Annotated in this window: 12 protein-coding genes and 1 pseudogene; 9 read left to right on the forward strand and 4 right to left on the reverse strand. The window is 71.9% G+C overall.

The features are described 5' to 3' along the window. Genes V8690_RS05640 through V8690_RS05655 form a run of 4 tightly spaced genes read left to right on the forward strand, consistent with a single transcriptional unit; the run spans nt 1 to nt 4,834 of the window. Entirely contained in the window at nt 1–840 is an 840-nt protein-coding gene (locus V8690_RS05640; protein ID WP_338785260.1) for an ABC transporter ATP-binding protein, read from the forward strand. A 4-nt stretch (nt 841–844) separates the two neighbouring features. Continuing rightward, nucleotides 845–3,412: an FtsX-like permease family protein gene (locus V8690_RS05645; RefSeq protein ID WP_338776208.1), complete on the forward strand. Its 2,568-nt coding sequence runs from the start codon at nt 845–847 to the stop codon at nt 3,410–3,412. Nucleotides 3,413–3,458: 46 nt separating this feature from the next. Next, nucleotides 3,459–4,352, forward strand: a complete 894-nt coding sequence (locus V8690_RS05650) for an LLM class F420-dependent oxidoreductase (RefSeq protein ID WP_338776209.1) — start codon at nt 3,459–3,461, stop codon at nt 4,350–4,352. A 56-nt stretch (nt 4,353–4,408) separates the two neighbouring features. After that, complete coding sequence (locus V8690_RS05655; RefSeq protein WP_338776210.1) at nt 4,409–4,834, forward strand: GNAT family N-acetyltransferase; 426 nt, start codon at nt 4,409–4,411, stop codon at nt 4,832–4,834. Nucleotides 4,835–4,893: 59 nt separating this feature from the next. Here the strand turns inward: V8690_RS05655 and V8690_RS05660 are convergent. From V8690_RS05660 to V8690_RS05670, 3 genes and pseudogenes are all read right to left on the reverse strand, one after another. Beyond that, nucleotides 4,894–5,453, reverse strand: a pseudogene (locus tag V8690_RS05660) (TetR/AcrR family transcriptional regulator). 42 nt (nt 5,454–5,495) lie between these two features. Beyond that, entirely contained in the window at nt 5,496–6,902 is a 1,407-nt protein-coding gene (locus V8690_RS05665; RefSeq protein ID WP_338776211.1) for an amidase, read from the reverse strand. Further along, a complete protein-coding gene (locus V8690_RS05670; RefSeq protein ID WP_338776212.1) occupies nt 6,884–7,123 on the reverse strand; it encodes a hypothetical protein in 240 nt (79 codons plus the stop codon). Before V8690_RS05670 ends, V8690_RS05665 begins: the two co-directional genes overlap by 19 nt. A gap of 101 nt (nt 7,124–7,224) precedes the next feature. On the opposite strand from V8690_RS05670, the gene V8690_RS05675 reads away from it, so the two are divergent. The 5 genes from V8690_RS05675 to V8690_RS05695 all read left to right on the forward strand — a co-directional run bounded on the left by V8690_RS05675 (nt 7,225) and on the right by V8690_RS05695 (nt 12,098). Continuing rightward, nucleotides 7,225–8,112 (forward strand): MBL fold metallo-hydrolase, encoded by an 888-nt coding sequence (locus tag V8690_RS05675; protein ID WP_338776213.1) that lies wholly within the window; start codon nt 7,225–7,227, stop codon nt 8,110–8,112. Between the two features lie 166 nt (nt 8,113–8,278). After that, complete coding sequence (locus tag V8690_RS05680; RefSeq protein WP_338776214.1) at nt 8,279–9,619, forward strand: hemolysin family protein; 1,341 nt, start codon at nt 8,279–8,281, stop codon at nt 9,617–9,619. Continuing rightward, nucleotides 9,616–10,629, forward strand: coding sequence for a hemolysin family protein (locus tag V8690_RS05685; RefSeq protein WP_338776215.1), 1,014 nt, complete (start codon nt 9,616–9,618; stop codon nt 10,627–10,629). Before V8690_RS05680 ends, V8690_RS05685 begins: the two co-directional genes overlap by 4 nt. A gap of 73 nt (nt 10,630–10,702) precedes the next feature. Further along, nucleotides 10,703–11,482, forward strand: a complete 780-nt coding sequence (locus V8690_RS05690; RefSeq protein WP_338776216.1) for an SGNH/GDSL hydrolase family protein — start codon at nt 10,703–10,705, stop codon at nt 11,480–11,482. A 67-nt stretch (nt 11,483–11,549) separates the two neighbouring features. Further along, complete coding sequence (locus tag V8690_RS05695) at nt 11,550–12,098, forward strand: PH domain-containing protein (RefSeq protein WP_338776217.1); 549 nt, start codon at nt 11,550–11,552, stop codon at nt 12,096–12,098. Nucleotides 12,099–12,189: 91 nt separating this feature from the next. Here V8690_RS05695 and V8690_RS05700 read toward each other — a convergent pair whose 3' ends face one another. Beyond that, nucleotides 12,190–12,372: a hypothetical protein gene (locus V8690_RS05700; protein WP_338776218.1), complete on the reverse strand. Its 183-nt coding sequence runs from the start codon at nt 12,370–12,372 to the stop codon at nt 12,190–12,192. Between the last annotated feature and the right edge of the window lie 430 nt (nt 12,373–12,802).

Raw genomic sequence — 12,802 nt, forward strand, 5'->3', positions numbered from 1 at the left:
TTGTCCACACCTGCTGCGGAGCACGTCCCCGGCCTCGCGTCGGCCGACGGGATCGCGGCCCGGGCCCGCGGTCTGACCAAGGCGTACGGCTCGGGCGAGACGACCGTGCTCGCGCTCGACGCGGTGGACGTCGACATCGTCCGCGGCCGCTTCACCGCGGTGATGGGCCCTTCGGGCTCCGGGAAGTCCACGCTGATGCACTGCCTGGCGGGGCTCGACACCGTCTCGGCCGGCCGGGTGTGGCTCGGCGACACGGAGATCACGGGCCTGAGGGAGCGCGAGCTGACGCGGCTGCGCCGCGACCGGATCGGGTTCATGTTCCAGTCGTTCAACCTCATCCCGACCCTGAACGCGCTGGAGAACATCACCCTGCCCATGGACATCGCGGGCAGGAAGCCCGACGAGAAGTGGCTGGACCAGGTGATCGACACCCTCGGTCTGCGGGACCGGCTCGGGCACCGGCCGTCCCAGCTCTCCGGCGGCCAGCAGCAGCGGGTGGCCTGCGCGCGGGCGCTGGCCTCCCGGCCCGAGCTGATCTTCGCGGACGAGCCGACCGGCAACCTCGACTCGCGCGCCGGCCTGGAGATGCTCGGCTTCCTGCGCGAGGCGGTGGACCTGCTCGGGCAGACCGTCGTCATGGTCACCCACGACCCGGGCGCCGCCGCCCACTCCGACCTGGTGCTCTTCCTCGGGGACGGCCGGATCGTCGACGAGATGCGGCGGCCGACGGCGGAGACCGTCCTGGAGCGCATGAAGCGTTTCGACGTGATCCGCACCCGCCCCGAGGGCGCGCCGCCCGCCGCGGGGTCCGAGGGCGCCCCGTCCGCCGAGGAGAACTGATCCCGTGCTCAAGGCGACCCTGAGGAGCTTCCTGGCGCACAAGGGGCGGCTGCTGCTCTCGGCGCTCGCCGTCCTGCTGTCCGTCGCGTTCGTCACGGGCAGCCTGATCTTCTCGGACACCGTCAGCCGTACCTTCGACCGGCTGTTCGCCTCCACCGCGGCCGACGTCACCGTCAGCCCGAAGGAGGGCCTCGACGAGGCGGTGCCCTCCGGCCGGACGGCCACCCTGTCGCACGCGCTCGCCGAACGCGTGCGGCGGGTCGACGGGGTCGCGGCGGCACGCGCCGAGGTGGACGTGGACGGCCTCACGGTCGTCGACGAGGAGAACGAGCCGGTCGGCCCGACCACCGGGGCCCCCACGCTCGGCACCGCCTGGAACCCGACCGAGCGCAGCCCCGTGGAACTCACCTCCGGTCACGCCCCGCGCGGCGACGGGCAGGCGCTGCTCGACTCGGAGACCGCCGACCGCAAGGACGTGCGCATCGGCGACACCCTCACCGTGATCGCGCCGCCCGGGTCGTTCGAGGTCCGGGTCGTCGGCATCGCCACGTTCACCACCACCAACCCCGGCGCCGCCCTGGTCTTCCTCGACACCCCCACCGCGCAGACGAAGCTGCTGGGCAGCCCGCGGGCGGCCACCAGCATCTCGGTCGACGCCGCCGACGGCGTCAGCGACGAGCAGCTCAAGCAGCGCGTGGCCGCCGCGCTCGGTGCGCATACCTACGATTTCAGGACCGCCGACGAGCAGGCGAAGTCGGACGTCGAGCAACTGGGCGGTTTCCTCGACGTCATCAAGTACGTGATGGTCGGCTTCGCCGGGGTCGCCGTGCTGGTGGGCGTGTTCCTGATCGTCAACACCTTCGCCATGCTCATCGCCCAGCGCACCCGCGAGCTGGGACTGCTGCGCGCGCTCGGCGCCGACCGGCGCCAGGTCCGCCGCTCGGTGCTCACCGAGGCCCTCCTGCTCGGTCTGGTCGGCTCCACGCTGGGGCTCGCCGTGGGCATCGGGCTCGCGGCCGGGCTCATCGAGCTGATGGGCCTGCTCGGCATGAACATCGACGCCGACGAGATGGTCATCGGCTGGGTGACGCCCGTGACGGCGTATGTCGTCGGTCTCGGCGTCACCTTCGTCGCCGCGTATCTGCCGGCGCGGCGGGCCGCGGGGGTCTCGCCGATGGCCGCGCTCTCGGACGCCGAGGTCGCCGGGGTGGGCCGGCCGCTGCGGGTGCGTGCGGTGGCGGGCGCGGTCGTCGGGGCGGCCGGTGCGGCGGCGCTCGTGGGGTGCGCGGTGTCGGAGCGGACGTCGTCGGCGGCGTCCCTGCTGGGCCTCGGTGTCGTGCTCACCCTGATCGCGACCGTGATCGCCGGTCCGCTGCTGGTGCGCCCGGTGATCCGTGTGCTCGGCGCGGCCTTCCCCGCGCTGTTCGGGTCGATCGGCCGGATGAGCCAGCGCAACGCCCTGCGCAATCCCCGCCGTACCGGAGCCACCGCGGCCGCCCTCATGGTGGGCCTCGCCCTGGTCGGCGGGATGTCGGTGGCGAGCGAGTCGATGACCGCTTCGTTCGACCAGCAGATCGACAAGACGCTGGGCGCCGACTTCGTGATCCAGAACGCCAACTTCCTGCCGTTCCCGAAGGAGGTCACCGACAAGGTGCGCGGCACCGAAGGCGTGGGCCTGCTCGTGCGGGGGCGGTTCACGCCGGTCGGGGTGCGGCTCCCGGACGGCGACCGGGTGGAGACGACCGCCGCGGGTTACGATCCGCGGCTCGACGAGGTCGCCAACATCACGTACGTACGAGGGGACTCGGCGGCCGCACTCGCCGACGGGCGCCTCGCCATGGACCGGGACTTCGCGCGCGACCACGATGTCCGGGTGGGCAGCACGGTCCCGGTGGAGTTCCCGGGCGGGCGCGGGGCCGAGCTGACGGTCGGCGCCCTCACCGACCAGGACGCCGCCGAGGGGTTCGGCACACAGGGCGGGCTCTACTTCGGCCTCGCCACGCTGGAGCGGTACGCGCCGGGCGGGCAGGACTCCGCGCTGTACGTCAACGCAGCCCCCGGCACGAGCGACGACGACCTGCGCGCGAACCTGGAGAAGACCCTGGACCCGTACCCGCAGGTGCAGGTGCGGGACCTGGCCGACTACAAGCAACTGGTCCACGACCAGATCGCCGTCCTGCTGTACCTCGTGTACGCGCTGCTGGGGCTGGCGATCATCATCGCGGTGCTCGGCGTGGTCAACACCCTCGCGCTGTCGGTCGTCGAACGTACCCGGGAGATCGGGCTGCTGCGGGCGATCGGGCTGGCGCGGCGGCAGCTGCGGCGGATGATCCGGCTGGAGTCGGTGGTGATCGCGGTGTTCGGGGCCGTCCTGGGCCTCGCGCTGGGGCTGGTGTGGGGCGTGTGTACACACGAGGTGCTGGCCCTCCAGGGCATGGCGGCCCTCGCGATCCCGTGGTTCACGATCGTCGCGGTGGTGATCGGCTCGGCGGTGGTGGGGGTCGTGGCGGCCCTGCTCCCGGCGTTGCGTGCGTCCCGCATGAACGTACTGGCGGCCATCGCACACGAGTGATGGAATCGTGGCGGGTACTCAAGTCGCTTCCGTGTGAGGAGAGTTCGTGTCGCGTCTGTTCCGCTTCGGGGTCAACCTGCTCGCACCCGCGTCCGCCGAGGAGTGGCGCGCCAAGTGCCGCCGGGCCGAGGAGCTCGGATACGACGTGATCCTCGTCCCCGACCATCTGGGCATGCCGGCGCCCTTCCCGGCGCTCGTGGCGGCGGCCGAGGCGACCGAGCGACCGAGGCTCGGCACCTTCACGCTCAACGCGGGCTTCTGGAACCCGGCGCTGCTGGCCCGTGAGGTGGCCACGACGGACGCGCTGACGGGCGGCCGTCTGGAGCTCGGGCTCGGCGCCGGCTACGTACGGGCGGAGCACGACACGGCCGGGCTGCCGTTCGGCTCGCCGGGTGAACGGGTGGACCATCTGCGGCGCACGGTCGAGGAGTTGAAGCAGCTGCTGGGCTCGGACGAGCACCAGCCGCAGGCGGCGCAGCGGCCCCGGGTGCCGCTGCTGATCGGCGGAAACGGCGACCGCGTGCTGCGGCTGAGCGCCGGGCACGCCGACATCGCGGCGTTCACCGGAGCGCGGTCGGTGCCGGGCAGCACCACCGGGCAGTTGACGCCGATCACCGCGGACGAACTCGACGAACGCGTGGCGCGGTTCCTGAAGTTCGCGGCGGACCACCGCGAGGAGCCGCCCGAGCTGAACCTGCTCCTCCAGATGGTCATCGGCACCGAGGACCGCGAGGCCGCGGTTCAGCCGTTCCTCGAACACGTCCCGGACATGACGGTGGATCAGGTCCTGGAGCTTCCCGTCTCCCTTGTCGGCACACCGGACGAGCTGACGGAGCAGGTCCTGGCCCGGCGCGAGCGCTACGGCTTCACGTATCTGACGGTCCTTGAGCCCTACATGGAGACGTTCGCGCCGGTCATGGAGCGGGTGCGCGGGGTCTGAGGTCCGGATTCTGAAAGGGTGCGCCCGGGGGTGGCCGTGCCTGATGTGATCACGGCATGACAGAGCTACGCATCCGGGCCGCGACGCCCGAGGACCTCGACACCGTGCTGGCCTTCTGGAAGGTGGCCGCGGAGGGCACGAGCATCAGCGACGACCGCAGTGGCGTGGAGCGACTGGTCGCGCGCGACCCCGAGGCCTTGATCCTGGCCGAGCGGGACGGCGAGCTGGCCGGGACGGTGATCGCGGGGTTCGACGGCTGGCGCTGCCACCTCTACCGGCTGGCCGTGCGTCCGGACCACCGCCGCCAGGGCATCGCCTCCGCGCTGCTCGCCGCGGCCGAGGAACGGTTCGTACGGCTCGGAGGGCGGCGCGCGGACGCGATGGTGCTCACGCGCAACGAGACCGCGCACCGCGCGTGGGGGGCCGCCGGGTACGCGCCCGAGGAGAAGTGGCGGCGCTGGGTGAAGCCGCTTACGGACTAGGGGGCTTCTGATGGGAGTGAAGCCCTCACCGGCCAGGCGTGCCGGTCGGTGAAGCCCCCTCACCAGCCAGGCGTGCTGTTCGGGCTGAGGACTCCTGCCACGAGCCGGTGGGCGTAGGCGGTGTCGAGGCCGTCCGGGCGGAACAGGATGCGGTACATCATGGGCGCGACGACCTGGTCGATGACCCTCTCGACGCCGGGTGCCGGCTCCCCCGCTCGGACGCGCGACGGAGGATGACGTCGACCTGCTGGGCGGCGTAGGCGGAGCACTGGCCGGCGTTGCCGCCGTCCGGGTCGCCGAGCAGGGCGTCGCGGATGTAGGCGCGGCCGGTGGGCGAGGACATCTCGTCGAGGAACTGCTCGGCCCAGGCCGTCAGGTCGTTCGCCAGGGTGCCGAGGTCCGCGGGTTCGGCGTCGGGCCGCAGCCGCTCGACCGCCACGTCCGACAGCAGTTCCTGCATGTCTCCCCAGCGGCGGTAGATCGTCGACGGCGTCACGCCCGCGCGCTGGGCGACCATCGGCACGGTCAAGGCGTCCCGGCCGACCTCCGAGGCGAGTTCGCGCACGGCGGTGTGCACCGCCGCCTGGACCCGGGCGCTGCGCCCGCCGGGGCGCACCATCTGCCTGCTCACAGAACCCACCTTAAAGCGAACCCGTTGCGTCTAGCACGGTACGGACCGGGCCGCAGGCGCGAGACCGCGGGCGGGCCGGGTTTGTTCGCAGGCGTGCCCGACCCGCAGCAACGCGCTCTCCCCGAGGGGCGGCCCGATGAGCTGCATGCCGATCGGCAGCCCCGCCGTGTCGTGGCCGACCGGTACGGACAGTGAGGGCACGCCGGTGATGTTGGCCGGGGCCGAGAGCCGCACATAGGCGTCGGAGACGCCCTCGACGGTGCCGTCGGCCCAGGTGACCTGCTCCTGACCGGCCGCGACGGCGGTTGTCGGCACGGTGGGGGCGGCGATCAGGTCGACCTCCCGCAGCATGCGCGCCCATTCCCGCCGCATGAGGGTGCGGGAGCGCTGGGCGCGCAGGTAGTCCCCGGCGGGCATGAGCTCACCGGCTTCCAGGAGGATCCGGACGTCGGCCTGGTAGAGCTCGGGGACCGTGCGCAGGGTGCTCTCGTGATAGGCGGTGGCCTCGGGCACCATCAGGCCCCACTGGGTGGCCTGGATGTAGCGGGTCATGGGGATCTCGACCTCGACGAGTCGGGCACCGAGCGACTGGAGCCGGCCGATCGCGCTTCGGACGGCGGCTTCCACCTCCGCGTCGACGTGGTCGAAGTAGTAGGTGCGCGGCACGCCGATCCGCAGCCCGGTCAGATCCGTGTCCGGGCCCGGCCGGTAGTGGGCCGGTGCTGTGGCCAGGGATGCGGGGTCGCGCGGGTCGTGCCCGGCCAGGGCCTCGAGGACCAGGGCCGCGTCCTCGGTGGTGCGGGTGATCGGGCCGACGTGGTCCAGCGACCAGGACAGGGACGTGACGCCGTGGCGCGGGACGAGGCCGTAGGTCGGTTTGAGGCCGACGGCCCCGTTCAGCGCGGCGGGCACCCGGATGGATCCGCCGGTGTCGGTGCCCAGGGCGAAGGTGGCGGCGCCGGCGGCGACGGCGACGGCTGATCCGCCGCTGGAGCCGCCGGCGACCCGGCCGGAGTCCCAGGCGTTGTGGGTCTGCGGGGTGGTCAGCCCGTAGGCGAACTCGTGCGTGTGGGTCTTGCCGACCAGGACCGCTCCGGCCGCCGACAGGCGTGCGGCGACGGTGCTGTCGGTCTGCGCGCGGTGGTCGGACCGGACCCGGGAACCGGCCGACGTGGTCGTACCGGCGACATCGATCAGGTCCTTCAGGCCCATCGGGATGCCGTGCAGCGGACCGCGGTGGCGGCCGGCGGCGATGTCGTTCCCGGCTCGGCGCGCGGCCCGGCGCGCCTGCTCGGCGTCGACGGTGACGTAGGCCCGAAGGTGCGGCTCCACCTGCTCGATGCGCTCCAGTACGGAGTCGGTCAGCTCGACGGGGGACATTTGACGTGCCCGGATCGCGTCGGCGGCGGCCGCGAGCGTCAGTTCATACGGCTGCATCGTGCGTCTCCTTCGCCGTCGTGGGCATCCTTCACCGCTGCCGCGCGGTAGGCGGGGGCGGGCGGGGTGTCCCCGAAGTCCAGCTCCCTCAGGACCGCCACGACGGAGTGGATGTGGCCGGCGGTGGCCGCGACCGCCGCGTGACGGTCGGCGGGCAGTACGAGCCCGGCGCGGTGGGCCCAGCGGGCCGCTTCGGGCGGCGTGAGTTCGGGCTGGGACATGGACTCCCCTACAAAGGCTATCTGTTTGCGTTAGTGGACTCTAGGACCTACGGTCGCCTTAACGCAAACAGATTGCTTTAAGCGCATCCCGAGGAGGACCATTGACCACGCCCGCTTCCTGGACCGTGGGCGGCATCACCGTCCACCGCGTCGACGAGATCCCCCTGCCATCCGCCACCGGCCCCTGGCTGCTGCCCGGCGCCACCCCGCAGGTCGTCACGGGGCAGCAGTGGCTGCGCCCCCACTTCGCCGACGAAGGCCTCCTGCGTCTCGACAGCCACAGCTTCGCGTTCACCGTCGGCGGGCTGCGCGTCCTGGTGGACACCGGCATCGGAAACGGCAAAGAGCGGGCCAACCCCGCCTGGCACCACCTCGACACCGACTACCTTCAGCGCCTTGGCGCCGCCGGATTCCCCCCGGACTCGGTCGACTTGGTGATCCTCACCCACCTGCACGCCGATCACGTCGGCTGGAACACCCGGGAGGTGAACGGCGAGTGGGTGCCCACCTTCCCGAACGCCCGCCACCTCACCTCCCGCACCGAGCGGGAGTTCTGGTCCGGGTACGACATGGACGAGGCGCGCCGGCAGGTGTTCCGCGACTCCGTGATCCCGGTGGAGGAGGCGGGACTGCTCAACCTCCTCGACGTCCCCGCCGAGGGCCTCGAAGTCGTCCCGGGGCTGCGCCTAGTCCCGACTCCCGGGCACACCCCCGGCCATATAGCCGTCGAACTGACCAGCCACGGACGCACGGCACTGATCACCGGCGACTGCGTCCACCACCCCGTCCAGCTCGCTCACCCCGACATCGGTGCCTGTGTCGACATCGACCCCGGACGGTCACAGGCTTCGCGCCGCGAGCTGCTCGGCGCGCTCGCCGGCACGGACACCCTCCTCCTGGGCACCCACTTCCCACCGCCCACCGCCGGCCACGTCGTCCCCCACGAGGGCGCCTACCGGCTCTCCCCGGTCCCCGCCGACTCTCCCTGAGACCCTCTGAGCACCCCGACCGCAGGACTTTGCCCATCCTTTACCCTTGTATGGCCACTCGGTTCTGCATGAAAGGTTGTGAGCGTCCGCCCATGGGCGAGCCTCCCAGTACGCGACACCGCGCGTTCCGCCCCGTCCTGGAGAACCATGGAACGGGGGTGAACCGATGACCGAAGTGCTCCTCCTTCTGGCGGCGATCCTGCTCTCGATCGCCTGCGGCGCCTTCGTGGCGGCCGAGTTCTCCCTCACCACGGTCGAGCGCGCCGAGCTGGAGCAGGCCGTGGCGCGCGGCGAGCGGGGCGCGCAGGGCGCCCTGAAGGCCGTACGGAACCTGACGTTCCAGCTCTCCGGGGCGCAGCTCGGCATCACGGTCACGAACCTGGTCGTCGGCATGCTCGCCGAGCCGTCGATCGCCGCGCTGATCGCCGGGCCGCTGGAGGACGTCGGCGTCTCCCGGTCGGCGTCGCACAGCCTTGCGCTGGTGCTGGGCACGGCTCTGTCGACGGTGTTCCTGATGGTCGTCGGCGAGCTGGTGCCGAAGAACTGGGCGATCTCGTCGCCGCTGACGGTCGCCAAGACCGTGGGCAACGCCCAGCGCTGGTTCAGCGCCGCGTTCCGGCCCTTCATCAGGCACCTCAACAACACGGCGAACCGTGTCGTGCGCCGGATCGGTGTGGAGCCCGCCGAGGAACTGGCGTCGGCGCGCGGACCGCAGGAGCTGGCGGCGCTCGCCCGGCACTCCGCCAGGGAAGGCGTCCTGGAGGCCGACACCGCCGAGCTGTTCGTACGGACGCTGAACCTCGCCGACCTGACCGCGGAGAACGTGATGACGCCCCGGGTGCAGGTCGTCGCCCTGGACGTGCAGGCGACCCTGGAGGACGTGGCGAACGCGACCCGGGCGACCGGCCTGTCCCGGTTCCCCGTCTACCGCGGCACGCTCGACTCGGTCGTGGGAACCGCGCACGTCAAGGACGTACTCGCGGTACCGGCGGAGCGCCGGACCCGGATCTTCGTCTCCGAGCTGATGCGCGAGCCGCTGCTGGTCCCGGAGACGCTCACCGTCGACCGGCTCCTGGACCGGCTCTCCGGCAAGCGCACGATGGCCGTCGTGATCGACGAGTACGGCGGCACGGCGGGCGTGGCCACCCTGGAGGACATCGTCGAGGAGGTCGTCGGCGAGGTGCGCGACGAGCACGACCCGCACGAGCTGCCCGACCTCGCGCCGGCCGGCACGGACGAGGCCGGCCACGCCCTGTACTCGGCCGACGGCTCCGCGCGCGTGGACCAGCTCGAAGCCGTCGGGCTGCGCGCACCGGAGGGGCCGTACGAGACGCTCGCCGGGCTGGTGGCGACGGTACTCGGCCGGATACCGGCCGTGGGTGACACCCTCGAGGTCGCCGGCTGGCGGATGGAGGTCCTGGACGCCACGGGCCGCCGAGCCGCCCGCGTCCGGCTGCGAGCGCCCCTCGACGACGAGAAGCCCGACGAGAGGGGAGTGGCGCTGTGACCGCCGTCCAGCTGCTGATCGGTCTGGCGACGCTCGTCGTCAACGCCTTCTTCGTCGGCGCCGAGTTCGCCCTGATCTCGGTCCGCCGCAGCCAGATCGAGCCCTACGCCGACCGGGGCGACCGGCGCGCCAAGAGCGTGCTGTGGGGCCTGGAGCACGTGTCCGCGCTGATGGCGGCCGCGCAGCTCGGCATCACGCTGTGCACGCTGGTGCTGGGTGTGGTGGCCGAGCCGGCGATCGCGCACCTGCTGGAGCCGGTGTTCCACGCGATCGGCGTGCCCGAGGGCGCGGGGCACGCGGTGTCCTTCGTGATCGCGCTGGCCCTGGCCACGTATCTGCACATGCTGCTCGGCGAGATGGTGCCGAAGAACATCGCGCTCGCCGAGCCGGTACGCAGCGCGCTGACGCTCGGCCCGCCCCTGGTGGCGCTGTCCCGGGCGCTGCGCCCGGTGATCTTCACGGTGAACGCCTTCGCCAACACCCTGCTGAAGTTGCTGCGCGTGGAGGCGCGGGAGGAGGTCGCCGCGTCCTACTCGGATGCCGAGATAGCGCAGATCGTGAAGGACTCCAGCGAGGCCGGCCTCATCGACGACCGCGCCCAGGAGCGGCTGCACGACGCGCTGGAGCTGGGCCGCCGTCCGGTGCGCGATGTCGTGCTGCCGCTGCAACGCGTGGTGTACGCGCGGGTGGGCGTCACTCCGGACGAGCTGGAGCGGCTGTCGGCGGAGTCCGGGTTCTCCCGTTTCCCGGTGGTGGACGAGGGGCGGCGGATCGTCGGCTATCTGCATGTGAAGGACGCGCTGGACGCCGCCGGGCGCGATGTGCCGTTCCGGCTGCGGGACATGCGGCCCATCGCGCGCGTACGGGAGCACACGCCGCTGGACGACGTCCTCACGGCGATGCGGGGCAGCCGTACGCACGTCGCGGCCGTCCTCGGGGCGGACGGCCAGCTGGCCGGCCTCGTGACCATGGAGGACGTACTGCGGGAGCTGTTCGGCCAGCGGGCGTGAGGGACCGGCTGTCGATGCTGCCGGGCGGGTGACCGACTGCTGGGTATGTGCACGGGATATCATTTCCGCCGCCATGGACACGAACCCCACCTACAGCAGCCTGGTCGCGCTCGGCGACTCCTTCACCGAGGGCATGTCGGACCTGCTGCCCGACGGCACCTACCGGGGCTGGGCCGACCTGCTCGCCGCGCGGATGGCCGCCCGTACGCCCGGCTTCCGGTACGCCAACCTCGCGGTGCGCGGCAAGCTGATCCGGCAGATCGTCGACGAGCAGGTGGACGTCGCGGCGGCCATGGGCGCCGACGTGATCACCCTGGTGGGCGGGCTCAACGACACCCTGCGGCCCAAGTGCGACATGGGTCGGGTGCGCGGTCTGCTGGAGGAGGCCGTGGAGAAGCTGGCTCCCGCCTGCCGGCAGCTCGTGCTGATGCGCAGCCCGGGCCGCCGGGGCCCTGTCCTGGAGCGGTTCCGGCCGCGCATGGAGGAGCTGTTCGCCTGCGTAGACGAGCTAGCCGCACGGCACGGCGCGATCGTCGTCGACCTGTACGGCGCCCCCTCGCTCGCCGACCCGCGGATGTGGGACGTGGACCGGCTGCACCTGACGGGCGAAGGCCACCGCCGGATCGCGGAGGCGGTGTGGCAGGCGCTCGGCCACGAGCCCGAGGACACCGAGTGGCGTGCCCCTCTGCCGACGACGCTGCCGCCCGGCTGGGTCATGCGCCGCGCGGCGGACCTGCGGTTCGCCCGGCAGCACCTGCTGCCCTGGATCGGCCGCCGCCTGACGGGCCGCTCCTCGGGCGACGGCCTGCCACCGAAGCGGCCCGAGCTGTTGCCGTACGAGGGTCGTGCTTAGGCGGTTCCGTCCGGGCCCTTCACTGTGCTCGGTACGATTCGTGCACTGTTTCAGGAGGGGGGACGTCATGGTGGCGTTCAGCGTGCGTCCGGACATCGACGCGGCGGCCGAGAAGCTGTCCAGCACTGTGGGTGCGAAGCGTGAGATTCAGCGGCTGCCCGAGGTGCTGTGGGAGGGCGAGACCGTGGAGTTGCTCGCCACGGGGGTGTACGGCAAGGGCAACGGCCTGCTGGCGATGACGAACCAGCGGCTGATCTTCTACTTCCACGGGGTGATGTCACAGAAGGTCGAGGACTTCCCCTACAACCGCATCAGCTCGGTGCAGTGGTCGGGAGGCATGCTGATGGGGACGCTGACGGTGTTCGCCTCGGGCAACAAGGCTGAGATCAAGCAGGTACCCAAGGACCAGGGCAAGACCCTCGCGGATCAGCTGCGGCAACGGATCTCGGGTGGCGCCCCGAGCGCCCCGAGCGCCCCGGTCCAGCCCGCGCCTGCTGCCGCGTCGGCCGGGGACATCGCTGCGCGGCTGTCGACCCTGGACCAGCTGCGTGCGGCTGGTGCGATCACGGACGAGGAGTACCGGGACCGCCGAACGAAGATCCTGGACAGCCTCTAGGCGGCCACGATGAAGCCTCGGCCGGGTCCCCCGGCCGAGGCTTCATCGTGTGTCTGTGGTGCCCGTCTCGGGCATGCCCGCAGGCGGCTGGCTACTTCTCAGGGCCCGAGAGGTCGACCCATATCTTCTTGAGCTTCCCACCCGAGACGGTCTCTACATGCAGCGGTCGCTTTCCGGCCGCGTCGTTCTTGCTGGCGGCATCGACGAACTTCTTGAGGTCGTCGAGGGTCAGAGGTCGGCTCTTGCCGTCGAGCATGTGCTGGTGTTCTGGCATGAGGAAAGGATGGGGCGTGCTGTCTTCCGTGTCACTAGCGCCTCGGTGCTGGTTGTGGTCACAGTTGTTCACCGTGAACAGCACGGCGGGAGTGACGCCGACGCGCTTGGCGACGGTGCGCGGTCCGTTGGCGCAGCCGGCGGCGGTGGGGCGGTCGACTCCGGCGAGGGAGCGGGGGCGGCGCCGGCAGAAGGCGGTCGCACGGCACCGACGACCGGGCCGGCCTCGCAAGGACGGACGCGGAACTCGCCGAGCGGCGGGCCCGCAAGGGCGGCAGGCCGATGCAGGAGCCGTCAGCTTCCAACTGAGGGCCGTGCGGGGCGCCGTCTCGCATTCGTCTCGCAGACCTGCCGTCGAGGAGCGGGTCAGGGCGCGTCCCATCCGCGCTCTGGACTGCACGGACGCTTCGGGGGCGCCTTGGGGGCCGGGT

The organism is Streptomyces sp. DG1A-41, from assembly GCF_037055355.1.
Taxonomy (GTDB): Bacteria; Actinomycetota; Actinomycetes; order Streptomycetales; family Streptomycetaceae; genus Streptomyces.

Coding starts and splice junctions, on each gene's coding strand:
- V8690_RS05700 (WP_338776218.1), bottom strand. CDS start 12,372: ATGCCAGAACACCAGCACATGCTCGACGGCAAGAGCCGACCTCTGACC.
- V8690_RS05665 (WP_338776211.1), bottom strand. CDS start 6,902: ATGCAGCCGTATGAACTGACGCTCGCGGCCGCCGCCGACGCGATCCGG.
- V8690_RS05695 (WP_338776217.1), top strand. CDS start 11,550: ATGGTGGCGTTCAGCGTGCGTCCGGACATCGACGCGGCGGCCGAGAAG.
- V8690_RS05655 (WP_338776210.1), top strand. CDS start 4,409: ATGACAGAGCTACGCATCCGGGCCGCGACGCCCGAGGACCTCGACACC.
- V8690_RS05690 (WP_338776216.1), top strand. CDS start 10,703: ATGGACACGAACCCCACCTACAGCAGCCTGGTCGCGCTCGGCGACTCC.
- V8690_RS05670 (WP_338776212.1), bottom strand. CDS start 7,123: ATGTCCCAGCCCGAACTCACGCCGCCCGAAGCGGCCCGCTGGGCCCAC.
- V8690_RS05680 (WP_338776214.1), top strand. CDS start 8,279: ATGACCGAAGTGCTCCTCCTTCTGGCGGCGATCCTGCTCTCGATCGCC.